The organism is Pseudomonas wadenswilerensis, assembly GCF_900497695.1.
In the GTDB taxonomy this organism is placed as follows: Bacteria; Pseudomonadota; Gammaproteobacteria; order Pseudomonadales; family Pseudomonadaceae; genus Aquipseudomonas; species Aquipseudomonas wadenswilerensis.
In genome coordinates, this window is record NZ_UIDD01000011.1 from 339,538 (window position 1) to 364,749 (window position 25,212).

19 protein-coding genes are annotated in these 25,212 nt (G+C 62.8%); 6 read left to right on the top strand and 13 right to left on the bottom strand.

Features of this window, described 5'->3' with window-relative positions; all coding sequences use genetic code 11:
• Nucleotides 1-81 precede the first annotated feature (81 nt).
• The 3 genes from CCOS864_RS24475 to CCOS864_RS24485 all read left to right on the top strand — a co-directional run bounded on the left by CCOS864_RS24475 (nucleotide 82) and on the right by CCOS864_RS24485 (nucleotide 6,093).
• On the top strand, nucleotides 82-3,912 hold the full coding sequence (locus tag CCOS864_RS24475) for a sensor domain-containing protein (RefSeq protein ID WP_115088785.1): 3,831 nt from the start codon (nucleotides 82-84) through the stop codon (nucleotides 3,910-3,912).
• Between the two features lie 195 nt (nucleotides 3,913-4,107).
• Nucleotides 4,108-5,361, top strand: a complete 1,254-nt coding sequence (glyA, locus tag CCOS864_RS24480) for a serine hydroxymethyltransferase (RefSeq protein ID WP_038997233.1) — start codon at nucleotides 4,108-4,110, stop codon at nucleotides 5,359-5,361.
• A gap of 162 nt (nucleotides 5,362-5,523) precedes the next feature.
• Nucleotides 5,524-6,093 carry a hypothetical protein gene (locus CCOS864_RS24485; RefSeq protein ID WP_115088786.1) on the top strand — a complete coding sequence of 190 codons (570 nt, stop codon included), beginning with the start codon at nucleotides 5,524-5,526 and terminating at the stop codon, nucleotides 6,091-6,093.
• A gap of 37 nt (nucleotides 6,094-6,130) precedes the next feature.
• Here the strand turns inward: CCOS864_RS24485 and yjiA are convergent, their stop codons facing one another.
• The 3 genes from yjiA to CCOS864_RS24500 all read right to left on the bottom strand — a co-directional run bounded on the left by yjiA (nucleotide 6,131) and on the right by CCOS864_RS24500 (nucleotide 9,469).
• A complete protein-coding gene (gene yjiA, locus CCOS864_RS24490) occupies nucleotides 6,131-7,096 on the bottom strand; it encodes a GTPase (RefSeq protein WP_115088787.1) in 966 nt (321 codons plus the stop codon).
• 90 nt (nucleotides 7,097-7,186) lie between these two features.
• Nucleotides 7,187-7,384, bottom strand: coding sequence for a YbdD/YjiX family protein (locus CCOS864_RS24495; protein WP_010226397.1), 198 nt, complete (start codon nucleotides 7,382-7,384; stop codon nucleotides 7,187-7,189).
• Nucleotides 7,385-7,402: 18 nt separating this feature from the next.
• Complete coding sequence (locus CCOS864_RS24500) at nucleotides 7,403-9,469, bottom strand: carbon starvation CstA family protein (protein ID WP_115088788.1); 2,067 nt, start codon at nucleotides 9,467-9,469, stop codon at nucleotides 7,403-7,405.
• 183 nt (nucleotides 9,470-9,652) lie between these two features.
• Here CCOS864_RS24500 and CCOS864_RS24505 point away from each other — a divergent pair, with 183 nt between their 5' ends.
• The gene (locus tag CCOS864_RS24505; RefSeq protein ID WP_115088789.1) at nucleotides 9,653-10,018 is read left to right on the top strand and encodes a PilZ domain-containing protein; all 366 of its coding nucleotides are present in this window, start codon (nucleotides 9,653-9,655) and stop codon (nucleotides 10,016-10,018) included.
• Nucleotides 10,019-10,281: 263 nt separating this feature from the next.
• Nucleotides 10,282-11,802, top strand: coding sequence for a nucleobase:cation symporter-2 family protein (locus tag CCOS864_RS24510; protein ID WP_115088790.1), 1,521 nt, complete (start codon nucleotides 10,282-10,284; stop codon nucleotides 11,800-11,802).
• A gap of 54 nt (nucleotides 11,803-11,856) precedes the next feature.
• On the opposite strand, the gene CCOS864_RS24515 is transcribed toward CCOS864_RS24510, so the two are convergent.
• The 9 genes from CCOS864_RS24515 to radA form a co-directional block, all read right to left on the bottom strand.
• Nucleotides 11,857-13,182: a TolC family outer membrane protein gene (locus CCOS864_RS24515; RefSeq protein ID WP_115088897.1), complete on the bottom strand. Its 1,326-nt coding sequence runs from the start codon at nucleotides 13,180-13,182 to the stop codon at nucleotides 11,857-11,859.
• A 5-nt stretch (nucleotides 13,183-13,187) separates the two neighbouring features.
• Nucleotides 13,188-14,522 (bottom strand): HlyD family type I secretion periplasmic adaptor subunit, encoded by a 1,335-nt coding sequence (locus CCOS864_RS24520; protein ID WP_115088791.1) that lies wholly within the window; start codon nucleotides 14,520-14,522, stop codon nucleotides 13,188-13,190.
• Nucleotides 14,523-14,524: 2 nt separating this feature from the next.
• Nucleotides 14,525-16,300: a type I secretion system permease/ATPase gene (locus tag CCOS864_RS24525; protein WP_115088792.1), complete on the bottom strand. Its 1,776-nt coding sequence runs from the start codon at nucleotides 16,298-16,300 to the stop codon at nucleotides 14,525-14,527.
• A gap of 160 nt (nucleotides 16,301-16,460) precedes the next feature.
• Nucleotides 16,461-17,078 carry a heme acquisition protein HasA gene (locus CCOS864_RS24530; protein WP_115088793.1) on the bottom strand — a complete coding sequence of 206 codons (618 nt, stop codon included), beginning with the start codon at nucleotides 17,076-17,078 and terminating at the stop codon, nucleotides 16,461-16,463.
• Between the two features lie 82 nt (nucleotides 17,079-17,160).
• Complete coding sequence (locus tag CCOS864_RS24535) at nucleotides 17,161-19,851, bottom strand: TonB-dependent receptor (protein ID WP_115088794.1); 2,691 nt, start codon at nucleotides 19,849-19,851, stop codon at nucleotides 17,161-17,163.
• Between the two features lie 178 nt (nucleotides 19,852-20,029).
• Nucleotides 20,030-20,488, bottom strand: coding sequence for a hypothetical protein (locus CCOS864_RS24540; protein ID WP_115088795.1), 459 nt, complete (start codon nucleotides 20,486-20,488; stop codon nucleotides 20,030-20,032).
• A gap of 75 nt (nucleotides 20,489-20,563) precedes the next feature.
• Nucleotides 20,564-21,562, bottom strand: coding sequence for a FecR family protein (locus CCOS864_RS24545; protein WP_233674524.1), 999 nt, complete (start codon nucleotides 21,560-21,562; stop codon nucleotides 20,564-20,566).
• 68 nt (nucleotides 21,563-21,630) lie between these two features.
• Entirely contained in the window at nucleotides 21,631-22,134 is a 504-nt protein-coding gene (locus tag CCOS864_RS24550) for an RNA polymerase sigma factor (protein WP_038997249.1), read from the bottom strand.
• A gap of 105 nt (nucleotides 22,135-22,239) precedes the next feature.
• Complete coding sequence (radA, locus tag CCOS864_RS24555; RefSeq protein WP_115088797.1) at nucleotides 22,240-23,607, bottom strand: DNA repair protein RadA; 1,368 nt, start codon at nucleotides 23,605-23,607, stop codon at nucleotides 22,240-22,242.
• A 174-nt stretch (nucleotides 23,608-23,781) separates the two neighbouring features.
• On the opposite strand from radA, the gene mscL reads away from it, so the two are divergent.
• Entirely contained in the window at nucleotides 23,782-24,207 is a 426-nt protein-coding gene (gene mscL / locus CCOS864_RS24560) for a large-conductance mechanosensitive channel protein MscL (protein WP_115088798.1), read from the top strand.
• A 36-nt stretch (nucleotides 24,208-24,243) separates the two neighbouring features.
• On the opposite strand, the gene CCOS864_RS24565 is transcribed toward mscL, so the two are convergent.
• On the bottom strand, nucleotides 24,244-25,020 hold the full coding sequence (locus tag CCOS864_RS24565) for a ferredoxin--NADP reductase (protein WP_115088799.1): 777 nt from the start codon (nucleotides 25,018-25,020) through the stop codon (nucleotides 24,244-24,246).
• Nucleotides 25,021-25,212: the final 192 nt, after the last annotated feature.

Genomic DNA, 25,212 nt, shown 5'->3' on the forward strand with positions numbered 1-25,212 from the left:
ACCGGAGCCGTCGCCAGGAACGCGGCACTTGCCAACCAGCAGCTCTAAACCTGCCATCCAGCCATACCGCAGGATCAACGTTTGACCAATCTCACTCAGCCGTCCTCCCTGCGCAAGCCGGCCACTGCGTCAGGCTCGCCGCTGCGCGGCTCATTGAAAGGCGCGCTGGCCCTGTTGGTCCTGTTGCTGCTCGGCCTGCTGCTGTGGCAGTTGATTGCCCAGTTCCGTCATACCCAGGCTGACCAGTATCAGCAGAGCTTGAACGACAGTGCCGAGCTCGCCGATCACATGAGCCTGAACATGGCGCTCAAGGCCCAGGTGGCGCTCAATCAGGTCCAGCAATACCGCTCGTCGCCTGGCCCTGAGCAATTGCCGAACGTCATCGCCCAGTTGCGCCAGCAACAACCGAACCTGCTCAGTGTCGCCTGGGTCGGCGCCGATGGCAGCCTGCAAGCCGACAGCCTGAACGGTACGCCCGATTACCAGGCGCTGGACGAGTTGCTGCGGCTCAACCAGGGCCGCGACCTCTATTACAGCAACAGCGCCGACAACCAGCAGGTCTACCTGTTGTTGCGCCAGCCGGGGAAAGCCCCCAGCGGCTATTGGCTCCTGCGCCTGGCGCCGAGCTACTACAGTGACCTGACCACTCACCTGGACCGCCCGGATCATCCTTTGTGGCTGCTGGAAAACAGCCGCACCGGCGAGATCATCAACCGTCACCAGCCGACGCCCGGCAGCGACGAGCCGCTACAAAGCGTGATGCTGGCGTTCCTCGACAACAGCACCTGGCAACTGCGCGGCCTGTTCGATGCCGGCCTGGCCCGCCAGCAACTGCTGCCGGCACTGATCGGCAAATGCATGCTCGGCTTGTTCTGCGCGCTCATCCCGCTGCTGGCCCTGATCAACATGCGCCGTCGTCATCGCCTGCTGCAGGAAAGCCGCCGGCGCTACCACGACATTTTCGAAGGCACCGGGGTCGCCCTGTGCGTACTCGACCTCTCCGGCCTGCCCGGCCAGCTCGAACGTTATCGCCTGCGCAGCCGCCCGGCCCTTGAGCAGCGCCTGGCCTTCGACCAGCCATTGCGCCGGGCGCTGCTGCAAGAACTGAAGGTCACCGAAGTCAACCAGGTCGCCTTGCAACTGCTCGGTGTCAATTGCTGCGACAGTGCCTGGCAGCGCCTGGTCGAAGGCGCGCAGACCGGCAACGACGGCATCGGCATCCAGCTGCTCGGGGCAATCCTCGACAACCAGCAACAGCTGGAGCTGGAGGTGCGCCTGCCGGTGGCTGATGGCGAGGACCTGCACCTGTGGCTGATGGTGCGTTTCCCGCAGCAGCGCCGTGATTACCAGGCGGTGATCCTCAGCATCAGCGATATCACCAGCCGCAAGCAGGTCGAGCTGTCGCTGCTCGAACGCGAAAGCTTCTGGTCGGACGTAGTGCGTACCGTGCCCGACCAGCTGTACGTGCAAGACGTGCAAAGCCAGCTGATGATCTTCAGCAACCGCAACCTGGGCCAGACCCTGGGCTACAGTCGCACCGAGCTGGCGCAGATGGGCGATCATTTCTGGGAGTTGCTGCTGCACCCGGACGATGCCCAGCTTTACCGGCAATTGCGCCAGCAGCAACGCAACTCGGGTTATGTCGAGCAACTGCATTGCCAACTTCGATTCCGCCACCACGACCAGTGCTGGCGCCGCTTCGACATCCGCGAACAGGCCCTGACCCGCAATAACGCAGGCTGCGTGACGCGGATCATCGGTGTCGGCAAGGACGTTACCGAACAGATCGAAGCCAGCGAATCCCTGCGCGACAGTGAGCAACGCTACCGCATGCTCGCCGAAAGCATCAGCGACGTGATCTTCTCCACCGACAGCCTGCTGCAGTTGAACTACGTCAGCCCGTCGATCCAGGCGGTCCTGGGCTTTGAAGTGGAGTGGATCTTCGAAAACGGCTGGCACTCGACCATCGCCAACCCGGCCCAGCTCACCGGCATCTACAGCCTGGTCGAGCGGGTCAACAAGGCCCTGGGCGACCCCGAGCAACTGGAGCAGTTGCGCACCCAACTGCCGACCCAGCTGTTTTTGTTCGACTGCCTGCGCGCCGATGGCCGCAAGATCCCTATCGAGTTGCGCCTGGTGCTGGTCTGGGATGACCAGGAGCGTTTCGAGGGCATCCTTGGCGTCGGCCGCGACATCAGCCAGCAACGCCGCGCCGAGAAAGACCTGCGCATGGCCGCCACGGTATTCGAGCACTCGACCTCGGCAATCCTCATCACCGACCCGGCCGGCTACATCGTCCAGGCCAACGAAGCCTTCAGCCGCGTCAGTGGTTATGCCGTGGCCGATGTACTGGACCAGTTGCCGAGCCTGCTGACCGTCGATGAGCATCAGGATGCCCACCTGCGCTACGTGCTCAAGCAGCTGCACCAGCGCGGCACCTGGGAAGGCGAAGTGTGGCTCAAGCGCCGCAGCGGCGAACACTATCCGGCCTGGGTCGGCATCACCGCAGTGCTCGATGACGAAGGCGACCTGGCCAGCTACGTGTGCTTCTTTACCGACATCAGCGAGCGCAAGGCCAGCGAACAGCGCATCCATCGCCTGGCCTACTATGACGCCCTGACCCACCTGCCCAACCGCACCCTGTTCCAGGACCGCCTGCACACGGCCCTGCAGCAGGCCGAGCGGCAGAAGGCCTGGGTGGTGCTGATGTTCCTCGACCTCGACCGCTTCAAGCCGATCAACGACTCCCTCGGCCATGCCGCGGGCGATCGCATGCTCAAGGACATGGCCGAGCGCCTGCTCGACTGCGTCGATGACGACGACACCGTGGCGCGCATGGGCGGCGACGAATTCACCCTGCTGCTGCAACCGCGCGCCACCCGCGAAATGGCCCTGAACCGCGCCATCCACGTGGCCGAACAGATTCTCGGCAGCCTGGTGCGGCCATTCGTGCTGGAGAACCGCGAGTTCTTCGTCACCGCCAGCATCGGCATCGCCCTCAGCCCGCAAGATGGCAGCGAGCTCAGCCAGCTGATGAAGAACGCCGACACCGCCATGTATCACGCCAAGGAACGCGGCAAGAACAACTTCCAGTTCTACCAGGCCGACATGAACGCCAGTGCCCTGGAGCGCCTGGAGCTGGAAAGCGACCTGCGCCACGCCCTGGAACAGAACGAATTCATCCTTTATTACCAACCGCAGTTCAGCGGCGACGGCAAGCGCCTGACCGGCGCCGAAGCGCTGCTGCGCTGGCGCCATCCGCGGCGCGGGCTGGTACCGCCGGGGGATTTCATCCCGGTGATCGAGGAGCTCGGCCTGGTGGTCGATGTCGGCGACTGGGTGCTCAAGGAGGCCAGCCGCCAGCTCAAGGCCTGGCACCAGGCCAAGGTGCGGGTGCCGAAGGTCTCGGTGAACATCTCGGCACGGCAGTTCTCTGATGGTCAATTGGGCGAACGCATCGCCACCATCCTCAAGGAAACCGGCCTGCCGCCGGCGTGTCTGGAGCTGGAGCTGACCGAAAGTATCCTGATGCGCGAGGTCAACGAGGCCATGGTGATCCTCGACAGCCTGAAGAACCTGGGCTTGAGCATCGCCGTCGACGACTTCGGCACCGGCTATTCGTCGCTCAACTACCTCAAGCAGTTCCCCATCGACGTGCTGAAGATCGACCGTACCTTCGTCGACGGCCTGCCCGAGGGCGAACAGGATGCGCAGATCGCCCGGGCGATCATCGCCATGGCCCACAGCCTGAACCTGGCGGTGATCGCCGAGGGCGTGGAAACCCATGAGCAACTGGAGTTCCTGCGTGAGCACGGCTGTGACGAGGTACAGGGTTACCTGTTCGGGCGGCCGATGCCGGCGCATCAGTTCGAAGCGCAATTCAGCAACGAAACGCTGTTCATGTTCGAGTAGCCCCATCGCTGGCAAGCCAGCTCCCACAGGTTCTGCATGCACAGTTCCTTGTGGGAGCTGGCTTGCCAGCGATTGGAGCACCACCGATCCCTGAATGAAGCCCACTTGTCTGCGACATGATGCCCTTTCATATGCCAGACAAAAGCTGATGAGGTAGAATGCCCGCCTATTTCAGCACGATCCTTGAGGACCGCCATGTTCAGCCGTGATTTGACCATTGCCAAGTACGACGCCGATCTCTTTGCCGCCATGGAGCAAGAAGCTCAGCGCCAGGAAGAACATATCGAGCTGATCGCCTCGGAAAACTACACTAGCCCCGCTGTCATGGAAGCCCAGGGCTCGGTGCTGACCAACAAGTACGCCGAAGGCTACCCGGGCAAGCGCTACTACGGCGGTTGCGAGTACGTCGACGTGGTCGAGCAACTGGCCATCGACCGTGCCAAGGAACTGTTCGGCGCCGATTACGCCAACGTCCAGCCGCACGCCGGCTCCCAAGCCAACAGCGCCGTCTACCTGGCCCTGCTGTCGGCCGGTGACACCATCCTGGGCATGAGCCTGGCCCACGGCGGTCACCTGACCCACGGCGCCAACGTCAGCTCCTCGGGCAAACTGTACAACGCCATCCAGTACGGCATCGACGCCAACGGCCTGATCGACTACGACGAAGTCGAGCGCCTGGCGGTCGAGCACAAGCCGAAGATGATCGTTGCCGGTTTCTCGGCCTACTCGCAGATCCTCGACTTCCCGCGTTTCCGCGAAATCGCCGACAAGGTCGGTGCCTACCTGTTCGTCGACATGGCTCACGTAGCCGGTCTGGTCGCTGCAGGCGTGTACCCGAACCCGGTGCCGTTCGCCGACGTGGTCACCACCACTACCCACAAGACCCTGCGCGGTCCACGTGGCGGCCTGATCCTTGCTCGCGCCAACGCCGAGATCGAGAAGAAGCTGAACTCCGCAGTATTCCCGGGCGCCCAGGGCGGCCCGCTGGAGCACGTGATCGCCGCCAAGGCCATCTGCTTCAAGGAAGCGCTGCAGCCTGAGTTCAAGGCCTACCAGCAGCAAGTGGTGAAAAACGCCCAGGCCATGGCCGGCGTGTTCATCGAGCGCGGTTTCGACGTGGTTTCCGGCGGTACCGAGAACCACCTGTTCCTGCTGTCGCTGATCAAGCAGGAAATCTCCGGTAAAGATGCCGACGCCGCCCTGGGTCGCGCCTTCATCACCGTCAACAAGAACTCGGTACCGAACGACCCACGTTCGCCGTTCGTCACCTCCGGCCTGCGCTTCGGCACCCCGGCTGTGACCACTCGCGGCTTCAAAGAAGCCGAGTGTAAAGAACTGGCTGGCTGGATCTGCGACATCCTCGCCGACCTGAACAACGAAGCGGTGATCGACGCCGTTCGCGAGAAGGTCAAGGCCATCTGCGCCAAGCTGCCGGTGTACGGCAAGTAAGCACAGCGGCATGATGTGAAAAAGCCCGGCTCTTGAGCCGGGCTTTTTTGTATCTGCCCCTGTGCTGCCCTAATTATCTAACACTTGAGGACTCACCTTCGCCCTTACCGTGAAGAGGTGCAGCGCCGCTGTGCTTCTGACACTCACAACTCAGGTGAATCCATGCCAACCCATCGTCAACAATCCTTCATTGCCCAACTGGAAACCGCCAGCCACCCAATCAACTTTCTCGGTGAGCTGGTGGGCTCGCCAGTGAAAGTAGCGCTGGTCCGCTCAGGCGGCGGCGCCTTCAGCGGTGCAATCCAGTACCGCGATGACTCGCATTTTCTTGGCCATCAGGCGCCTGCCAACCAGGCCATGGTGCCGCTGACCCTATACTTTCGCCACACGCCGGAAGGCTACAAGCTGTACGTCCGGTCCCCCGGTCCCCAGCATGGCAAACGCCTTGGTGCGAATGAAACGGGTCTGCTCGGTGCCTTTCCGGTAGAGAGCTGTCCACCCAGCACTTTCAGCCTGCTCAACCCGAATGGCCGGCCAATCAGCCACGAGCACCTGAACAACCTGCGCCTTCCCATTCACTTGAAGTTGAACAATGGCAGCTTGACGCACCGCCGCACCATTCACGACTCCAAACAGATCTATCTGGGTACCAAAGGGGGAGCACCACTGGAAATCACCCTCAATATCCTTGAGTTGAATGCGCCTTACCTTAGCGAGCCGAACGAGATCTGAGACATTCCCCCTATCGCCGAAACGCGGTAGGGGGAGCTCAAGTCAGCGCAGCGAATCCGGCGCGAATCTTCGCCTCCGGCAAATCATCCGCAATAAACACCATCACACTCTCGCGCGCCTCCCCCTCTGCCCACTCGCTGTCCCAATCAAAGCCATAGAGCTTGAGCACCCCCTGGAACACCAGGCGCCGATCCTCCCCGGCAATGTTCAGCACGCCCTTGTAGCGCAACAGCTGCTTGCCATGCTCTTCCAGCAACTGGTTCATGAAGTCGCTGAGGCGATCAATATCCAGCGGCGAATCAGTGCGCAACACCAGGCTGGAGATTCGATCCGGCGTCGCCGTCTGCCCGGCCGGGCGCAGACGCAAACCGCCGCCCAGGTCGGCATTGAGGTTGAAACCGCGGACATCGAGCAGCTCGGCCAGATCGATCTTGCCGTTGTCCACTACCCGAATCGGTGCGCGGCGGTTGATCCGCCCCAGACGCTCGCTCAGTGCCTGGAAGCTGGCGGCGTCGACCAGGTCGGTCTTGCTCACCAGCAGGCGGTCGGCAAAACCGACCTGTGCCTGGGCAATGGTCTGGGTCAGGTGCAGATCGGCGTGCGCGGCATCGACCAGGGTGATGATGCCGTCGAGGATATAGCGCTCGCGCAGCTCTTCATCGATGAAGAAGGTTTGCGCCACCGGCGCCGGGTCGGCGAGGCCCGTGCACTCGATCACCAGGCGGTCGAAGGCGATCTCGCCGCTGTCCAGGCGCTCAAGCAGCAGGAACAGCGCCTTGGTCAGGTCGGTGTGGATGCTGCAGCACACGCAGCCGTTGGCCAGGGTCATGACCTGCACCGGTTCATCACCGAGCAGTTGGGTATCGATACCGGCATCGCTGAATTCGTTTTCGATAACGGCGATCTTCAGGCCGTGCTCGGCCTTGAGCAGGTGGCGCAACAAGGTGGTCTTGCCGGCGCCGAGAAAGCCGCTGAGCACGGTAACGGGAATTGGAGGTAACAAACCGAATACTCCTGAACGCTGAAAATGACTGTGGGAGCCCGGCGCAAACCGGGCTCCCACAGCTTTGTCACTTGCCTTGCATGCCGCTTTTCAACAGCACTTGGGCCCACCCTTGCCGCCGTAACGAGCCTCCTGGCGTTCGCGGAAGAACTCCTCGTAGGTCATTACCGGTTTGTCCGGGTGCTTGGTCTGCATATGCTCGACGTAGTTGTCGTAGTCGGGCATGCCGACCATCAGGCGGGCTGCCTGCCCCAGGTACTTACCCAGTCGACCGAGATCGTTGAACATCACTGCATTCCTCTTGGGTTACGCATCCGGCAGGGCCTGGAACGGGGACTCTTTGTCAGTCCGCTCTTTTTTGCCCAGGGCAGCGATGCCGACCTTGAGGGCGAAGAACAGAATGCTGAAGACCACGAACAGGAACAGGCCGGTCAGGGCCGCGTTGGTGTAGGCGTTGAAGATCACGTGCTGCATCTGGCCGATGTCCTTGGCCGGGGCCAGCACCTGCCCTGCGTCGAGCGCCACGCTGTACTTGTTGGCCAGGGCCAGGAAGCCGACCGCCGGGTTCGGGTCGAACAGCTTGATGAAGCCGGCGGTGGTGGTGCAGATCAGCAGCCAGACCGCAGGCACCAGGGTGACCCACATGTAGCGCTGGCGCTTCATCTTGATCAGTACCACGGTGCCGAGCATCAGGGCGATACCGGCGAGCATCTGGTTGGAGATGCCGAACAGCGGCCACAAGGTGTTGATGCCGCCCAGTGGATCGATCACGCCCTGGTACAGCAGGTAACCCCAGAGCGCCACGCAACCGGCGGTGGCGAGCAGGTTGGCGCCCCACGATTCGGTGCGTTTGAGCGCAGGCACAAAGCTGCCCAGCAGGTCCTGGAGCATGAAGCGCCCGGCACGGGTACCGGCGTCCACTGCAGTGAGGATGAACAGTGCCTCGAACAGGATCGCGAAGTGATACCAGAAGGCCATGGTGTTCTCACCCGGCAGCACCTGGTGGAGGATCTGCGCGATACCCACCGCCAGGGTCGGCGCACCACCGGCACGGGCCAGGATGGTGTGCTCGCCGATGTCCTTGGCTACCGCCTCAAGGGCATCCGGGGTAATGGCAAAGCCCCAGCTACTGACGGTTTGCGCAACCGAGACAACATCAGAACCGACCACTGCGGCCGGGCTGTTCATGGCGAAGTACACGCCTGGTTCGATCACCGAGGCGGCAACCATGGCCATGATCGCCACGAACGACTCCATGAGCATGCCGCCGTAACCGATGTAACGGGCGTTGACTTCGTTATCCAGCAGTTTGGGCGTGGTCCCCGAGGAGATCAGCGCATGGAAACCCGACACCGCGCCACAGGCGATGGTGATGAACAGGAACGGGAACAGGGTGCCCTTCCACACCGGGCCGGTACCGTCGGTGAACTGGGTCAGCGCCGGCATTTTCAGCTCGGGAGCGATGATCAGGATACCGATGGCCAGGCCGACGATGGTGCCGATCTTGAGAAAGGTCGACAGGTAGTCACGCGGTGCCAGCACCAGCCACACCGGCAGTACCGCGGCAACGAAACCGTAGCCCACCAGCATCCAGGTGATCTGCACGCCAGTGAAGGTGAACGCCGGGCCCCAGACCGGATCGGCGGCAACCTGGCCCCCCAGCCAGATCGACAGCAACAGCAGCACCACGCCGATCAGCGAGATCTCGCCGATATGCCCCGGGCGGATGTAGCGCATGTAGATGCCCATGAACATCGCGATCGGGATGGTCGCCATCACCGTGAACATGCCCCATGGGCTCTCGGCCAGGGCCTTGACCACGATCAGCGCCAGCACCGCGAGGATGATGATCATGATCAGGAAGCAGCCGAACAGGGCAATGGTGCCGGGGATCCGGCCCATCTCTTCGCGGACCATGTCGCCCAGCGAGCGGCCGTTGCGGCGGGTGGAGAGGAACAGGATCATGAAGTCCTGCACCGCACCGGCCAGCACCACCCCGGCAATCAGCCAGAGCGTGCCCGGCAGGTAGCCCATCTGCGCCGCCAGCACAGGACCGACCAGCGGGCCGGCACCGGCGATCGCGGCGAAGTGGTGACCGAAAAGAATATGTTTGTTGGTCGGCACGTAGTCCAGACCATCGTTGTTAACCACCGCCGGGGTGGCCCGACGCGGGTCCAGCTGCATCACCTTGGTGGCGATGAACAGGCTGTAGTAGCGGTAGGCGACCAGGTAGATGGCCACCGAAGCGACGACGATCCACAAGGCGTTGATGGCCTCACCACGACGCAGGGCGACCACACCCAGCGCACAGGCTCCTATGACTGCCAGCGCCAGCCACGGAATGTGGCGTAGCAGGCTATTATTGTTGTTCATGGTTTGCTTCCAGCTAGTGGATAAAAGACAGCCTTTCGAGTCTAGCGATACTGGCAGGAAAGGCCAGCCCCCACGTTGGTCTAGAGCCCTCCAGCGCGGGCTGAGCAAATCTGGTTATGCGCCCTTGCGCAGACCTTGGCAAGTGCTGAGCTATAGTCAGGAAGAACCCTGGAGTGTCTGAACATGAGCGACCACCAAGAACGTCGACGTTTCAAACGCATTGCCTTCGACGCGCCCACCGAACTGGTACAGGGCGAACACCGCTGGCAGGTCAGCCTGCTGGACATCTCCCTCAAGGGCATATTGATCGAATCCCCCGAACCCTGGGATGCCGATCTCGAAGAACTGTTCGATGCAGTGATTCACCTGGGTGAAAACGCGCAGGTAGAGATGCAGGTGCAACTGCGCCACATCGACGACCGCCAGCTCGGCTTTATCTGCCTGCACATCGACCTGCATTCGCTGGAGCATCTGTGCCGCCTGATCGAGCTTAATCTGGCCGATCGCACCGAACTGGAGCGCGAGTTCCACGAACTGATCGAAGTTTAGAAACTCTTAGCTTCCTACCTACCATCACCCAAACACCTTTCTTGTCCACTTAGACAGCTTTCCAGCCAGTTCCACGGTGCCCTCACGAGGCCCTGTGGCGCTGGCCTGTGGCTGTTGGAACAGAATCTGCATCCAGCCCTGAAGCCAAACCATCAGTAGGACTGTTCCTACGCCAATCTAAAAATTGTATACAATTGTTCTGGCATTCGTGTGTAGGACTTGTCTACAGTAGCGCCACAACAATAAAACTGAGAACTTGCCCCATGAATACGTCCTCCCCTAGCACGTCTTCAGCCCAGCGTCCCGAAGACGAGAACCTGGGCCTTGGCGCCAACCTGGCTTATGGCCTGCAGCATGTTCTGACCATGTACGGCGGTATCGTCGCCGTGCCGCTGATCCTCGGCCAGGCGGCCGGCCTGGGCCCTGCCGACATCGGCCTGCTGATCGCCGCATCGCTGTTTGCCGGCGGCCTCGCCACCCTGCTGCAAACCCTCGGACTGCCGTGGTTCGGTTGCCAGTTGCCGCTGGTGCAGGGCGTGTCGTTCGCCGGTGTGGCGACCATGGGGGCGATCCTCAGCAGTGAAGGCGGTGGAGGCTTGCCCGGGGTACTGGGCGCAGTCATGGCGGCCTCTCTGATCGGTTTTCTGATTACCCCGGTGTTCTCGCGGATCACCAAGTTCTTCCCGCCGCTGGTGACCGGTATCGTCATCACCACCATCGGCCTGACCCTGATGCCAGTGGCCGCACGCTGGGTCATGGGTGGCAACAGCAAGGCCCCGGATTTCGGCAGCATGGCCAACATCGGCCTGGCCGGGCTGACCTTCGTCATCGTCCTGGTGCTAAGCAAGCTGGGCAGCGCGACCATCTCGCGGCTGTCGATCCTGCTGGCCATGGTCATCGGCACCCTGATTGCCTGGTCGCTGGGCATGGCTGACTTCAGCAAGGTCCTCGACGGCCCGCTGGTGGCGATGCCGACGCCGTTCCACTTCGGCATGCCGACCTTCCACATCGCCGCCATCCTGTCGATGTGCATCGTGATCATGGTGACCCTGGTGGAAACTTCGGCGGACATCCTCGCCGTTGGCGAGATCATCGACACCAAGGTCGATTCCAAACGCCTGGGCAATGGCCTGCGTGCCGACATGGCGTCGAGCATCCTGGCCCCCATCTTCGGCTCCTTCACCCAGAGCGCCTTCGCCCAGAACGTCGGCCTGGTAGCCGTGACCGGGGTCAAGAGCCGCTATGTGGTCGCCACCGGCGGGGTGATCCTGGTGGTGCTCGGCCTGCTGCCGATCATGGGCCGGGTCATTGCCGCGGTGCCGACTTCGGTACTCGGTGGCGCCGGCATCGTGCTGTTCGGCACCGTTGCCGCCAGCGGTATCCGCACCCTGTCCAAAGTCAGCTACAAGAACAACGTCAACCTGATCATCGTCGCCGCTTCCCTGGGCTTCGGCATGATCCCGATCGCTGCGCCAAACTTCTACGCGCAGTTCCCCAACTGGTTCGAGACCATCTTCCACTCCGGCATCAGCTCGGCGGCGATCATGGCGATCGTGCTCAACCTGGTGTTCAACCACTTCACCACCGGCAACTCCGACCAGCAGTCGGTATTCGCTGCCGCCTACGAACGCACCATCCACTACTCGGACATTTCCGCGCTGCGTGATGGCGACTACTTCGAAGACGGCAAGCTGTTCAACGCCGAGGGCATAGAAGTGCCGGTGATGAGCGAGGGCGAGCATGGAGAGCCGCCGGCGCGACGAGAGGCGGTTTCGGAACACTGAATGAGTTAGCGGTTGAATCTTCGGGGCCGGTGCACATGCACCGGCCTTTTTGTTTCAGCGCGAAGCAAAGTAGCCATTGAGCTGCTGCAAATCCTGCGGCTCCAGCACCCCGGCCAGATAACGCAACTGCAACCAGGCGCGCAGGTAGTCGTAGCGCGCCTGGGCCAGGTCGCGGCGGGCACTGTAGAGCTGCTGTTCGGCATCGAGCACGTCGAGGTTGACCCGTTCGCCACCGGCAACGCTTTTGCGCGTGGCGGCAATCAAGCCACGGGCTGACTCCACTGCCAGTTCATAGGCACGGATCTTCGCCGTACTGCTGGCGCAGAGGTTGAACTGCTTGCGCAATTGATTGACGGTATCGGCAATCTGCCCATCCAGGCTGAAGCGCGCACTGTCACGCTCGGCAGCCGCCTGGCGGGTGGACGCCGACACCCCGCCGCCGGCGAACAGCGGCAGGCTGATCTGGATGCCGATGCTGTCGGTGTCATAGCGCTGGTCGTAGCTGCTTTCGGAACTGGAGCTGGATTTGCCGGTGCTGGCATAGGCGCTCAGGGTCGGCAGGTGGCCGGCGCGCTGACGCTCGACGGCATAGTCGGCGGCTACCAGGGCGTGACGCTGGGATGCCAGCTCGGCGTTGTGGCTCACTGCCAGGTCGCGCCAGCTCTCGAAACGTAGCGGTTGCAAGGGTTGCACGCGAAAGTGGCCGCTCAGCGGTGCCAGGTCCTCGACCTCCAGCGGCTCACCAATGATTGCCTGCAAGGCGCGCAGGGCCGCATCGAGGTTGTCGCTGGCCTCGATTTCCTGGGCCTGGGCCAGCTCATAGCGCGCCTGGGTTTCCAGCAGGTCGGTACGGGTACCCTCGCCGCCCTTGAGCAAGCGCCGGTTCAATTGCAGTTGCTCGGCATAGGCACGGCGCTGGGCCTGGGCCAGGGCGATCTGCTCGTTGGCGAACAGCGCTTCGCTGTAGGCGCCGAACACCCGCACCGCCAGCTCCTGGCTGCGGCTACGAAAGCGCTCGTCCGCCAGCAACGCCTTGGCCACACCCTGGCGGTACTCGGCCCAGGCGCCGTAGTCGAACAGCGGCTGTTGCAAGGTCAGTGTCGAGGAGTAGCTGCGATAGTCACGCTGGCTGGTGACGTTGCCGCGGGCGTTGGTCTGGGTCACTTCGGAATCGTTGCGGGCATTGTTGTAGCGGTAGGACAGGTTCGGCAGCAACGCTGCCCGGCCGATGGCGCGGCTCTCAAGGCCGGCATCGCGCTCGGCGATGGCGGCATGGAAGGTCGGGTCGTTGCGCAGGGCCAGGGCATAGGCATCACCAAGGTCCACCGCAGCGGCCGACAGGCTGGTGCCCAGCAACAGCAGGCAGGACAACACACGCATCGACATCATTCCTCCGCCAGGGCGACATGCACCCGGTCGGTCAACGGCTTGAACAGGTAGTTGAGCATCGAGCGCTCGCCAGTACGCACGAAGGCTTCCACCGGCATGCCCGGGCGGATGTCCTGGCCGGCCAGTTGCTGCAAGCCGGCGTCACTGACCTTGGCGCGTACCTGGTAGTAGGGCTGCTGGGTTTTCTCATCGACCAGACGGTCGGCCGAGACCAGGGTCAGCTCGCCTTCGACCCGTGGGGTTTTGCTTTGGTTGAAGGCGACAAACATGATTTCTACCGGCAGGCCCGGGTGCAGGCGGTCGACAAGCTCCACCGGAGCACGCGCATCGATCAGCAAGGACGCATCGCTGGGGACGATCTCCATCAGTTGCTGACCGCGGGCGATCACTCCGCCATTGGTGAACACGCTCAGGCCCACCACGGTGCCGCTGGCCGGTGCGCGCAGTTGGGCGTTGGCCAGTTCGAAGGCGGCGCTGCGCAGGCGATTGCCGAGGTCTTCGGCGCTGGATTGCATGTCGCTCAACTGCTGGCCGACTTCACGTTGGTACTCTTGCTGACGCTGGGCCATGCGCAGTTTCAGCTCCAGAACCTGACGGCGGGTGCGGCCGATATTGCCCAGGTCTTCCGAGATCGCCCCGTTGATCTGCGCGTACAGGCGTTCGCTGTCGAGCAAGCGGTTGCGCGGGATGTAACCGTCGCGGGCCAGTTCACGCAGGCCCTGCAGTTGCTCATCGAGCGCGGCGCGTTGCTCCTGCTTGTGGCTCATCGAGCCCTGCACGCCGGCCAGCATGGCCTCGGCACCGGCGATGTTTTCGCGCAGGCCGGCCAGTTCCATGTCCAGTGACTGACGCCGGCTGCTACGCAACTGACGCTGCAGTTCCAGGGCGGTGGTTACCCAGGGCTCGCTGGCCAGTGCCTGCAACTCGGCCGGGAAAGTGATGCTTGCCAAGCCGTCACGCTCAGCTTGCAGGCGCGCCTCGCTGGCCCGGGCGTTGACGTATTGCACCCGCAACGAATCATGCTGGGCCTGGGCCTGGGTGGCGTCCATCTGCACCAGCACCTGCCCGGCACTGACGCTGTCGCCGTCGCGTACCAGCAGGCGCTCGATGGTGCCGCCGGTGGGATGCTGCACAGCCTGGCGACTGCCGGCGACTACCACGTTGCCTGACACCGGCACGCCCTTGTCCAGCGGTGCCAAGGCGGCCCAGAGGATGAAACCGCCAAAGCCGCCGATCACCAGCCAGCGGCCCAAACGGCTGTGGCGGCGGGCATCGAGGGTCAGCAGGTTGTCGGGAATGGCGTGAGCGTGAAGCGACTGGGGGGCGGTCATGATCAGGATCTCGGGGTGCCGTAGCTCATGCTGACGCTGGCCGCGCTGCGCAGCGCCGAAGTAGGAGTAGGAGTGGGGATGCCGGCCGGCTTGTGGCTGCGCTGCAGGTCCTGCAACACCCGCGCGGTCGGGCCAAAGGCCTGCATTTGACCGTTCTGCAGCACCAGCAACTTGTCTACCGCCGCCAGCAGGCTGGATTTGTGGGTGATCAGGATCAGCGTGCGCTGCTGCGCCTTGACCTGTTTGATCGCCTCCAGCAAGGCGCGCTCGCCGAAGTCATCGAGGTTGGAGTTGGGTTCATCGAGCACGATCAGCGCCGGCAGGCCGTACAAGGCCCGGGCCAGGCCGATGCGCTGGCGCTGGCCACCGGAGAGCCCCGCCCCGCCTTCGCCGAGCTGGGTGTCATAGCCGTTGGGCAGTTTCAGGATCAGCTCGTGCACACCGGCTAACCGCGCGGCGGCCACTACCAGCGACGAATCGACCTCACCCAGCCGGGCGATGTTCTCGGCAATGCTGCCAGCGAACAGTTGTACGTCCTGGGGCAGGTAACCGATGTGAGCGCCGAGCAGGCCCTTGTCCCATTGCTGCAGCTCGGCGCCATCCAGGCGCACCTTGCCGGCTGCAGGTGTGGCGACGCCGACCAGCAAGCGTGCCAGGGTCGACTTGCCGGAGCCGGACGCACCAATGATGCCAAGGCTGTCGCCGGCCGCCAGCTCGAAGCCAAGGTTGACCAGGCACGGCTTGCGCGTGCCCGGTTGCACCGCACTCAACTGCTCCACCAGCAAGTGCCCGAGCGGCGTCGGCAGTGGCATGCCGGCCGCGCGCGGCGGCTGCTCGCTGAGCAGGGTGTGCAACCGCTCATAGGCCTGGCGTGCCGAACCCCATTGACGCCACACGGCAATCAGCTGGTCGATCGGCGCCAGCACCCGGGCCATGAGAATGGAGCCGGCGATCATCATCCCCGGGGTAATCAGTTGCTCGATCGCCAGCCATGCGCCCAGGCCCAGTACCAGCGATTGCAGGGCCAGGCGCAGGCCCTTGGACACTGCGCTGATCGCTGCCGTGCGTTCGCTGCCGAGGTTCTGGCGCAGGAGAAAACCGTGGTGCAACCTGGCCCAGCGCTGACGCACCGCCGCCAGCATGCCCATCGCCTCCATGACTTCGGCATTACGCAGGTTGGCGCCAGCCTGCTGTCCGGCCTGCTGCGACAGCTGCCCGGCTTCGGCGAACGGCGCCTGGGTCAGGCGCTCGTTGATCCAGGCGAGGATCGTCAACAACACGGCGCCAACCAGCGCCATCAACCCCAGCCAGGGGCTGAACAGGAACATCACCAGCAGGTACACCGGGAACCACGGCGCATCGAAAAAGGCGAACAGCGCCTGGCCGGTGGCGAACTGGCGCAAGGTGGTCAGGTCGCTGAGCACCTGGGTCGCCGCGCCCTTGTGGCCGGCCAGGCTGGCATGATAGGCGGCCTCGAACACACGCGGGTTGAGGCGCATGTCCATCTGCGTGCCGAGGCGGATCACCACCAGGCTGCGCACCCATTCCAGCAGGCCCATGAAGGCGAACAGGCCGAGGACCATCAGGCTGAGCATCAGCAGGGTCATCTCGTTGCCCGAAGACAGCACCCGGTCATAGACCTGCAGCATGTACAGCGCCGGCGCCAGCATCAGCAGGTTGATCACCGCAGTGAACAAGCCAATGTTGGCAAAGCCGGCGCGGCAGGCCTTGAGCGCCTGCAACACCTCGTTCGCAGGGCGGGAGCGGGTTGCTTTCATGAAGGACCTCAACAGGGCAAGCCCACGGGCGATTGACCTCGCCGGCGCAGGCTCGCAGAATTCGCACCACCGCAGCCTGGGCCCGGCAAAGACGCAGGCGGCGGGGTAAGCAAGCAGCGAATGGAGGAGTGATCTTCCATTCGCTTTTTTTTGCCTGGGGTCAGGCGGCCAGGGCGAAGTCCTCGGCCAGGGCCTGGACACCCACCACATCGGCCGAAGCCACGCTCAGCGGACCGGCAGCCAGCGCGGCGCTGACCACATCGAAGCTGTCGTCGGTGGACACGCCGTAACCGGCCAGCAGGTTGTCCAGCACGCCTTCCAGGGCCGAGGTGTTGCCCTGCATCAGGCCGTAGATCACGCTCTGTACTTCGTTGCCGACGCGACCGGCACCCAGCGCCGCATCCAGATCCAGGCCATTGAAGCTGACCACGTAGTTGCTCAGGGTGAAGTCGCTACCGCTACCACCGCCCAGCACCTGCCCCAGGGAAACATTGTCCAGCTCGCCCCACAGGTAGTGGTTGAGGTTGTCACCGGCTGGCAGGCCGCGGTCGAACACATAGTGCAGACCATTGGCAGTGTTGCTGTCGGCGATGAATGCGTAGTCGGAGCCCTGGCTACCGTGGGTAGCGTACTGGTCGCCGCTCAGGCTGCCGTTGCTGAAGCCGCCGGTATTGCTTTGTCCATGACCTGCAGTGACGAAGCCCGAAGTCCAGAACGCCAGGTAGTCATCGATCGACGAGCTGGAGAAGGCGGCATCGTAAGTAACGGAAAGAGTCATAACGGTTCCTCGTTGCATTGCATGATTGCGAAGGCGTATTCCCTGCCTTCGTGTCGCCCGACATGGGCAAACCCGGTGTGGATCAGAATTTGTATTCGAGCATTCCGCTCAAGGTCCGGCCGCGGGCCAGCGACAGGTTGTCGGTGTCGCCCATGGCCACGAAGTAGGCTTCGTCGGTAGCGTTCTCCAGCGACAGCGCCAGGTTCAGGCTCGGCGTCATCCAGTAGCTGGCGTACAGGTCGTAGACCTTGTATTTGGGCCATTGCGCCTGGTCGATCAGGCGGTAGCCGTGGTCGTTGAGGTTCTCACCGTTGCCCTTGCTGTAACGCAGGCGGGCGCCGACATCGAGGGTGCGGTCAAGAAAGCGCATGCCGACCGTCAGCGAGCCACGGTCAGCCGGCATGTAGCTGGCGTTGCCCATGATGTGGCCGCAGCTGACGGCCTGGTCGAGGTCGGCGGCGTCCTCGGCACGCGAGACGCGTACCGGCAACATGATGACGCGGCTGCCGACCCGTACCGGGCGCATCACCGTTCCGGCGTTGGCCAGGCGCTGTCCGCCACCCATGTACAACTGCTTCGAGCAGAAATCATTGCTGCCGATCATGTGGGTGTAACTGAGTTGGCTGTAGTAGCGCCCTGCGTCGTAATCGAGGCTGTACTCAACCCCGCGAAAACGCGTCTGCTCAAGATTGTTCTGGTAGGCCGAGCGCCCGAGCGAAGTACCCAGCGCAGTTGCCCCGGGGAGATCGGCGTTGACATCCATGAACGAGAAATTGTCGATGCGGGTATCGAAATAGGCGACCTTGGCGCCAAAACGATCTCCTTCCTGCAACAGCGACTCCTTGAACAGGTTCACCCCCAGTTCCCAGTTGTGCGACTCCTCGGCCTTGAGGAACGGATTGGGATAGAGCATCTCGCTGCCACCGCCATGGGGGCGGCCGCTCATGAACACTTCGGTCACCGACGGCGGACGCCAGCCACGTCCCCAGCGGGTATAGACCTGCATCCAGTCGACACCGGGTCTCACCGCGATGCCGAAGGTGGGCGAGAAGCGGCCCTGCTCCTGTTCTTCGTCAAAGATCAGGTGGGTCTGGACACGTTGAAGGTTCTCACCAGTGACACCCCTTGGGTACATCCAGGTGGTGATACCGGTTTCGCCCGTCAGGCGATAACGGTCATAGCGTAATCCGGCATCGACCGTCAGCCAGTCGCCATGCTCGTACTGCACATCGCCGAACAGGCTGGCCATGATGCGCTTGCCTTCAGGCGTGGTGCCCTGAACGTAAGGCAAGGCCTGTTCATTAGGGGCCGGGACCCGGTCGGTGTTCGGCTTGAAGCTATCCTGGAACAGCTCGGTACCGTAGTTGAAGGTGATCTTGTCGGCATCGCCCAGGTAGAAGCGCGAAGTGTTTTGCAGCTGCAGGCCCCAAGTATCGGTCTGAAAACGATCGCCGTACGCCTCGACGCGGTTGTTGCTGCTGGCGGAGGCATCGTTACCGGCATTCCAGCGATCCTGCCGGGTCGAGACGAAATACAGCTTGGCCTTCAGATCGACCAGGTCGTTGTCTGGGCTGTAGCTGTAATCGAGCGAGGCATTCCTGGCGTTGAAATCACTGCTGCCGGTACGCTTGTAATAGAACTGCCGGGTTTGGTTGTCGTAGTAGGTCCAGGCGTCCTTGCTGTCGGTGTCGGTTTCCATGTAGTTGAGCTGCAGGCGCTGGTCGTTGGGCAGGTTCAGGCCCAGCTTGAGCAGTTGCGAACGGGTGACGCTGCCGGTCTCGCCGACCTCGGAGTGCAGCCAGTCCTTCCAGGCTTCGGGGTAGCTGGTCTTGCCGCGGATCTGGGTGCCGAGGTTATCGGCGTTGTTGGTGCCGGCGCGGTAATCACCGAAGTGCCGCTCACTGACGCCCAGCAGTACATCGCCTAGCTCATTGCCGAAGGCAAACAATGCGCTGCCATTGAAGTTTGTGCCATTGCCCAGCTCGCCGATGCCATTACCCGCGCGCAGGCGACCACCGTATTCCTTGTCGGGCCCGAGAAAATCACTGGCCTGCACTGTATTGAAGCTGGCGATACCGCCAATAACGCCGGCACCACCCATGCCCGCCTGGGTGCCTTTTTCGATCTCGATGGAGCTGATGAATTCCGGGTCGACGAACATCACCCCGTTGCGCTGCTGGTGACCGTTGACGTTGAAGTTCTGGCGCATGCCGTCGATGTTCATGTTGACCCGGCCGTAGTCCTGCACGCCGCGAATATTCACCGACAGGCCCGGGTCACGCTGGTTGACGGCGGTGTAGACGCCGGCGGTTTCTTCGAGCATGTCGGCGGCATGGCGTGGCGGGCGCTTGTCGATCTGCTCGCGGGTGATGACGCTGACCGAACGGGGAGTCTGATAAACCCAATCGGCATCGCTGTTCGAGTCGACATGCGTGGCGCCCAGCTCCAGCGCCTGGCCGTCGTCGCTCACCCGCTCCAGGCCGACCCGGTCGGAGCCGCTGAAGCGATAGCGCACGGGCGAGCCGCGCAACAACAGGCCAAGCCCTTCCTGTGCCGAATGCTCGCCACGCAAGCCTTCACTGCGCAGGCCTGCCAGCTTGCGGCTGTCGAAGAACACCTGCACCCCGGCCTGTTCGGCGAAGGCCAGCACAGCACTGTCCAGGGCCTGGGCGGGAATGTCGAAGTGGATCAGTGCGGTGCGCTGGCTGGGTGTCGCGGGCTCGGCCGCCTGGACGCTGCCAATCCCCATCGGCAAGGTCCAGGCGCCCAGCATCAGGCTGCTGGCAAGGGCTACCCGACCGAGCGGCCGGGTGCGTCGTTGGTGTGGATTGCTCACGTCTGTTGCTCGCTGTGTTGGCGTTTTCTAGTAATGAAAATCAATCTCAACAAACAGACGTGCAACGTGGGGAAAGTCAGTAAAGAAATTTCAAAAGAATTTTAACCCGTGAACATCAGACGCCGCAGGTGAGCGCCGATTGCCCTTGTTTACGGTCCTTGCCGCTGTTTTCGATGATCGACGCCGTCACCGCAACCTCATCGCCGCTGGCCGACATGTCACCGTCTTCGGCCACCCGGTAGCCCAGCTTGCGAAACAGCGAACGCACCTGATCCGGCGGTGCATCAAAATAGATCCCGTGCCATTCATAGCCGATGAATACACCAGTGACCTTGATGCCATGGAAGGGCTGATTGACCGGAGAGCTCACCTCCTCTTCCTGCGCTTCTACAGGCAGCGCCTGACGTTTGGCGATAGCCTGATCGAAGTACGGCTCAAGCTTTGCGCCGAACTCGCATGTGGCGGGGTTGAACTGCACCAGGTCGTCGGCCGCCAGCACTTGGGTGCTGGACAGTCCGAGCAGCAAGGCGCCGGAGATGGATGAAGCAATACACGCGAAAAAACCACTGGCCATATCCCTGCCTTCAGATCGTCGTCAAAACGCCAGTTTCGTGGAAAACAGTGCTACCGACAATCGGCCATGCGGCACTCAATAGATCAGGGTCAGCCCAGGCAGGTCGAGGCGGCTGGCCTTGAGCTCGTCGGTCAGCATGCCCAGCGCGGCATCAAGGTTGTCCAGGCGAAACATGCCGCTGACTTCACGCCGGGCCAGGGCCTGGTCGGTGATCAGCACGTGCCCGCCACGATAGCGATTGAGTTGCGCGGCAACCTCGCCCAGCGGCTCGCGCTCGAACACCAGCACACCACGCTGCCAGGCGGTAGCGCGACGTACATCGTGCTCGGGCCATGGACGAATACCGTGGGTCGTGTCGTAGCGCAGGCTCTGACCTTCCTTGAGCACCTGCTCGGCGCTGCCCGCTTGCGGGGTGGCCTGCAAGGTGACTGCAACACTGTGTTCGAGCATGCCGACCCAAGTGCCGCCATCAGGCTCGGGGCCCACCACGAAACGCGTGCCCAGGGCACGGCTGCTGCCCCCTGCCCGCTCGACCACGAACGGCCGTTGCTCATTGCCGGAGACCGGCGCAACGGTAAACACCGCCTCACCGGCCAACAGGCGTACACGACGTTCGCTGTCGCTATAGACCAGTTCGATGCCACTGTGACTGTCGAGGTCGACTTTACTGCCATCGGGCAAGGACACCTGGCGAACCTCACCTTTGGCCGTGGCGTAGTCAGCGCGCAATGCCAGTGAAAGGCTGGGCGCCTGCTCCACCCCCACCACCGCCAGCACCAGCAGCGCCGCCGTACTCAACGCCCAGCGCAGGCGTGAACGGCGTCGGCGCCCGGCCAGTGGACGAGCCACCGCAGGGAGCGCGATTGATACAGGCTGGTCCATACGCCCAAGACGGCCGAGGTCGGCCCAAGTCGCCTGGGCAAAATCCAACGCCTGCGCATGGCGCGGATCACTGGCCAACCACCGCGCCAGCGCCTGCTCCTGCTCGGGGTTCAACGGGCCGGCGCTGCGCAGCACCGCCCACTCGGCGGCCTGCTCGCGAATGGCTTGCTCTGGCGAGTTCTGGCTGGTCACACGGTTCTCTCGAATTCTGGTTATGTGAGTGCTGACGTCTGAAGGCGCATTTCCCAGTAAACCGTTCGTCATCCTGGTTCCTGCAGACACTGCATCACATAGGCCAGGGCCTTGGCCAGATGCTTCTGTACCGAGCTGTCGGAAATATCCAGCGCCCGCGCCACCTCGGCGTGGGTCATGCCCTCAAGCCGATTCAGACGGAACACTTCCTGGGTACGTGGCGGCAAGTCGGCCAGTGCCCTGCGCAAGCGGCGCATGTGCTGTTCGGTGGCGGCGTTTTCGTCCAGGCCGGGGCTGTCTTCGACGATGGACTCCAGTGCTTCATGGGGCACCGAATCGGTCTTGCGCCGTTGCTGCTGGCGCACGTGATCGATCATCAGGTTGTGCGCAGTGCGATAGAGGTAGGCCGGGGTGTTGTCGATCCGTTCACGGCCCTGTTGCTCGGCCAGGCGCAGGAAGCTTTCCTGTACCAGGTCGGCGGCCAGTTGCGGGTCGCGCACCTTGCGCGTCAGCAACCCCTGCAAGGTTTTCGCGTGCTTGAGGAACAGCCGCTTCAAGTCGGACTCCGCCACGCGAACTCCCTGTGGATGGCCGGAAAGAAGACGGCATGCTACTCGTTAGTGAGAATCAGTTGCAACTTCAACCCGGCAAGCCTTGCACTTGCCGGGGCTTTCAGGTCACTCGAACAACGCATCCAGCGCCTGCTCAAGACGGGTCACGGCAATCACCTGCAACCCGGGTGGCGCCTCTTTCGGCGCATTGCCCTTGGGCACGATGGCACGCTTGAAGCCATGCTTGGCCGCTTCCTTCAAGCGCTCCTGGCCGCTGGGCACAGGCCGCACCTCACCGGACAGACCGACCTCGCCGAACACCAGCAGGCCGTTGTCCAGCGGACGGTTGCGCAGGCTGGACATGATCGCTGCCATCAACGCCAGGTCGGAGGCCGTCTCCAGCACCTTGACCCCGCCGACCACGTTGAGGAACACATCCTGGTCATGGGTAGGGATGCCGCCGTGGCGATGCAGCACCGCCAGCAGCATCGCCAGGCGGTTCTGGTCCAGGCCCAGGGTGACGCGCCGCGGGTTGGACAGGTGGCTGTCGTCGACCAGCGCCTGGACTTCGACCAGCATGGGCCGGGTACCTTCCCAGGTGGCCATGACCACACTGCCCGGCACTTCTTCCTGGGCACGCGTGAGAAAGATTGCAGAAGGATTGGAAACTTCCTTCAGACCGCGGTCGGTCATGCCGAACACACCCAGTTCGTTGACCGCGCCAAAACGGTTTTTCACTGCGCGCAGCAGGCGCAGGCGGCCGTCGGATTCACCTTCGAAATACAGCACGGTATCGACCATGTGCTCGAGCACCCGCGGGCCGGCCAGCGCGCCTTCCTTGGTCACGTGACCAACCAGGAAAATCGCTGTGCCGCTCTGCTTGGCATAACGCACCAGCAAGGCTGCACTTTCACGCACCTGGGAAACACCGCCGGGGGCCGACTGCAACTGCTCGGTGAAGATGGTCTGGATCGAGTCGATGACCATCACCTTGGGCTTCTCGACCCGTGCCGTGGCGATGATGGTCTCGATGCAGGTTTCGGTCATCACCCGCAACTTGTCCTGGGGCAGGCCCAGGCGCCGGGCGCGCATGGCCACCTGTTGCTGGGACTCTTCGCCAGTGACGTACAGCGCCGGCATGCGCGTGGCGATGTTGCACAAGGTCTGCAGGAGAATGGTCGACTTGCCGATACCCGGGTCGCCGCCGATCAGCACTACCGAGCCGTCGACCAGGCCGCCGCCGAGCACCCGGTCCAGCTCGGTGCTGGCGGTGGTGAAGCGCGGGATCTCCTCGACGCTGACTTCAGCCAGGGTCTTGATCTGTGCCTGCTGCCCGGCCCAGCCGGTGCGCCCGCTGGGGGCCGCAGCGGCACCGCTTTCCAGTACGGTCTCGACCAGGGTGTTCCAGGCCCCGCATTCACCGCATTGCCCGGCCCACTTCGGGAAGGTCGCGCCGCACTCGGTGCAGCCGTACATGCGCTTGGCCTTGGCCATGGGACGGTCCTCTGGAAAAAGGGACCATGATAGCCGACCTCGACCGCATGGGCGGCCACAGAAATCGACAAAACTATTCGGTATAACCGCAGTCTGTTGCAGCAGCGCGGGGCATGAAGTGGATAGCTGATTTACACTGCGTTTACCAACCTCATCTGTTACAAGGAATAAACCATGGGCGTGCTCAGTGAATTCAAGGCCTTCGCGGTCAAAGGGAATGTCGTCGATATGGCCGTCGGTATCATTATCGGCGCCGCCTTTGGCAAAATCGTTTCATCTTTTGTAGGTGACGTGATCATGCCGCCAATCGGCTTGCTGATCGGCGGTGTCGACTTCAGTGACCTGGCGGTAACCCTCAAGGCTGCCGAAGGCGACATACCGGCCGTGGTCCTGGCCTACGGCAAATTCATTCAGACCATTCTCGACTTCATCATCGTTGCCTTCGCGATCTTCATGGGCATCAAGGTTATCAACCGCCTGAAACGCGAAGAAGCTGCGGCGCCAACCCTGCCGCCGGTACCGACCAAGGAAGAAGAGCTGCTCACCGAGATCCGCGACCTGCTCAAGTCGCAAAACCAGCAACCCAGAGATCCGGTATAAAAAAACGGCGCCTGCGGGCGCCGTTTTTCTTGCTGCTTACCAGTAGGTCTCGACAGCCACCTGCCCGGGGCGGCGGCTGAGGCTGAGGTTCATGTCGCGCTGTTTGAGCACCTTGCGGGTGTCGTCGATCATCTGCGGGTTGCCGCAGAGCATCACCCGTGAATGCTCCGGGGTCAGCGCCAGGCCCGCCGCGCGCTCCAGCTCGCCATTCTCGATCAGGGTGGTAATGCGCTGGTTCAGCGCACCAGGATGTTGTTCGCGGGTGACGATCGGGATGAACTGCAGCTTGCCGGCATGTTCGGCCAGGTAGTCGCGCTGCTCCAGGCCGGCGATCAGGTCCAGGTACGCCAGCTCGCGCGCTTCACGTACCGAATAGACCAGCTTGATCGACTCGAAGCGCTCCCACACCTCGAAGTCCTGGAGGATCGACAGGAACGGCGCAATGCCGGTGCCGGTCGCCAGCAGCCACAGGTCGCGGCCGTCGACAAAGCGGTCGAGGGTCAGGTAACCAAAGGCCTGGCGATCGATCAGCAGGCTGTCGCCTTCGCCCAGGCGGCTCAGCTCACTGGTGAATTCACCACCCGGCACCACGATGGAAAAGAAATCCAGATGCTCGTCGAACGGCGAGGACACCATCGAATAAGCGCGCCAGACCACGCTACCGTCAGCCTTGGTCACCCCCAGGCGGGCGAACTGGCCGGCACGAAAACGAAAGCCCTGGTCGCGGCTGGTGCGCAGGCTGAACAGGCTGGGGGTCAGCGGCTGGACGTCGAGCAGCGTCTGGCGGGTGAACTTTTCAGCACTGGCAGTCATGACTTACTCCAAAAAACAGATAGCCCAGTGTCGCGCAAACGCCGCAAGATAAACACCGCAGGTTTGTAGTGGCATCGGCCTGTGTCGATCCAACCGGGAATCAGCCAGGATGGCGCACTCCGGCACGCTGCAACAACATTTCAACAGCCAGAGGCGAAAATAGAAGCAGTGCCTGGTAATAGCTCAATGATT

What these genes read in the sequence shown, in the direction of transcription:
- CCOS864_RS24565 (WP_115088799.1), bottom strand. Translation starts at nt 25,020, where the DNA reads ATGACTGCCAGTGCTGAAAAGTTCACCCGCCAGACGCTGCTCGACGTC.
- CCOS864_RS24530 (WP_115088793.1), bottom strand. Translation starts at nt 17,078, where the DNA reads ATGACTCTTTCCGTTACTTACGATGCCGCCTTCTCCAGCTCGTCGATC.
- CCOS864_RS24515 (WP_115088897.1), bottom strand. Translation starts at nt 13,182, where the DNA reads ATGCGTGTGTTGTCCTGCCTGCTGTTGCTGGGCACCAGCCTGTCGGCC.
- CCOS864_RS24510 (WP_115088790.1), top strand. Translation starts at nt 10,282, where the DNA reads ATGAATACGTCCTCCCCTAGCACGTCTTCAGCCCAGCGTCCCGAAGAC.
- CCOS864_RS24520 (WP_115088791.1), bottom strand. Translation starts at nt 14,522, where the DNA reads ATGACCGCCCCCCAGTCGCTTCACGCTCACGCCATTCCCGACAACCTG.
- CCOS864_RS24540 (WP_115088795.1), bottom strand. Translation starts at nt 20,488, where the DNA reads ATGGCCAGTGGTTTTTTCGCGTGTATTGCTTCATCCATCTCCGGCGCC.
- CCOS864_RS24485 (WP_115088786.1), top strand. Translation starts at nt 5,524, where the DNA reads ATGCCAACCCATCGTCAACAATCCTTCATTGCCCAACTGGAAACCGCC.
- CCOS864_RS24525 (WP_115088792.1), bottom strand. Translation starts at nt 16,300, where the DNA reads ATGAAAGCAACCCGCTCCCGCCCTGCGAACGAGGTGTTGCAGGCGCTC.
- CCOS864_RS24535 (WP_115088794.1), bottom strand. Translation starts at nt 19,851, where the DNA reads ATGCTGGGCGCCTGGACCTTGCCGATGGGGATTGGCAGCGTCCAGGCG.
- radA (WP_115088797.1), bottom strand. Translation starts at nt 23,607, where the DNA reads ATGGCCAAGGCCAAGCGCATGTACGGCTGCACCGAGTGCGGCGCGACC.
- CCOS864_RS24500 (WP_115088788.1), bottom strand. Translation starts at nt 9,469, where the DNA reads ATGAACAACAATAATAGCCTGCTACGCCACATTCCGTGGCTGGCGCTG.
- mscL (WP_115088798.1), top strand. Translation starts at nt 23,782, where the DNA reads ATGGGCGTGCTCAGTGAATTCAAGGCCTTCGCGGTCAAAGGGAATGTC.
- CCOS864_RS24495 (WP_010226397.1), bottom strand. Translation starts at nt 7,384, where the DNA reads ATGTTCAACGATCTCGGTCGACTGGGTAAGTACCTGGGGCAGGCAGCC.
- CCOS864_RS24505 (WP_115088789.1), top strand. Translation starts at nt 9,653, where the DNA reads ATGAGCGACCACCAAGAACGTCGACGTTTCAAACGCATTGCCTTCGAC.
- glyA (WP_038997233.1), top strand. Translation starts at nt 4,108, where the DNA reads ATGTTCAGCCGTGATTTGACCATTGCCAAGTACGACGCCGATCTCTTT.